At 67.8% G+C, this 1,296-nt stretch carries 2 protein-coding genes; one reads left to right on the plus strand and one right to left on the minus strand.

The genetic code is table 11. From position 1 onward, the window contains the following. Positions 1-212, minus strand: a 212-nt coding sequence (locus HOQ23_RS20610) for a hypothetical protein (protein WP_216654507.1), incomplete at its 3' end; no start/stop codon positions are given. 73 nt (positions 213-285) lie between these two features. On the opposite strand from HOQ23_RS20610, the gene HOQ23_RS20450 reads away from it, so the two are divergent. Then, positions 286-1,269 (plus strand): IS30 family transposase, encoded by a 984-nt coding sequence (locus HOQ23_RS20450; RefSeq protein ID WP_216654508.1) that lies wholly within the window; start codon positions 286-288, stop codon positions 1,267-1,269. Positions 1,270-1,296: the final 27 nt, after the last annotated feature.

Here is a 1,296-nt window from a genome sequence, read left to right on the forward strand (position 1 = left end):
GGCGGAGTCAGGCGGTCGAAGCAACGCTGAGTGATTGGCGGTGTGGTGATGCCGAAGTTCGTGCCGTACGACGATGTGAACGAGGTCTTCGACCTGGTCTGTTCAGGGATGTCGTTCCAGGCTGCGGCGGCTGCGGTCGGTGTGGCGCAGTCCTCGGCGACCCGATGGTGGCGAGCATCAGGGGTCATGGGGCACTTGATCCAGATGGGCATGCACGGCGGTCTGCCCGGCAGTGCACCGCCCGGCAGACCCGGCCGTGCTGAGGGCGGGCAGCAGCGTCGGCCGGTGACCAGTGAGGACCGTGCGGTGATCGCGGCCGGGCTACGAGCCGGATGGTCCTATAGGCGCATCGCAGGAGAGATCGGTCGGGACAAGTCCGTGATCAGCCGCGAGGTTGCCCGCAACCGCGGTGCCGACGGCTCCTACTGGGCACCGGTCGCGCACCGTGTGGCGCATGAACGCCGGCGGCGCCCCAAGGAGTTCCGGCTGGTCGCCGAGCCAGGCCTGTGCCGTCGGATCGAGGCCTGGATGGACGATGGCTGGTCACCGAAGCTGATCGCCCGGGTCCTGCGTGAGGAGTCGCCGCACATGATCATGGGTCGTGTGTCGCACGAGACGATCTACCAGGCGCTCTACGTCCAGACCCGCGGTGCGCTGCGGAAGGACCTGCACCAACAGCTCTCGACCAAGCGTCCGCGCCGCAAGCCCCACGGCGGACTGAAACGGGCCAACAGCCCGTACAAGGAAGCGTTCAAGATCAGCCAGCGTCCTGCCGAGGTCGCCGACCGCGCGGTGCCAGGGCATTGGGAGGGCGATCTGGTCATGGGCACCGCAGGCGGGGTCGTGGTCGGGACGTTGGTCGAACGCAGCACCCGGTTCACGATCCTGCTGCACCTGCCTGAGCGCCACGACGCCGATTCCGTGGCCGAGGCCATGATCCGCGAGATGTCGCAGCTGCCTGAGCATCTGCGGTTGTCGTTGACCTGGGACCGTGGCACCGAGCTGGCGCGCTACGAGAAGGTCCAGCTCGAGCTGTCGATGCCGGTCTACTTCTGCGACCCGCACTCGCCCTGGCAGCGCGGCACCAACGAGAACACCAACCGGTTGCTGCGGCACTGGTTGACCAAGGGCAGCGACCTGTCCCGCTTCACCGCCGCCGACCTACGCCGGGTCGCCGCGAGCCTCAACGCACGACCACGTCCTACCCTCGACATGCGGACCCCAGCCCAAGCGCTGGACCAGCTGCTGGCCAACCGGCCAGCAGCCTGACCGTTGCTAACACCGGTTGACCTCGCC

This window comes from Nocardioides sp. zg-DK7169 (genome assembly GCF_013155365.1).
In the GTDB taxonomy this organism is placed as follows: domain Bacteria; phylum Actinomycetota; class Actinomycetes; order Propionibacteriales; family Nocardioidaceae; genus Nocardioides.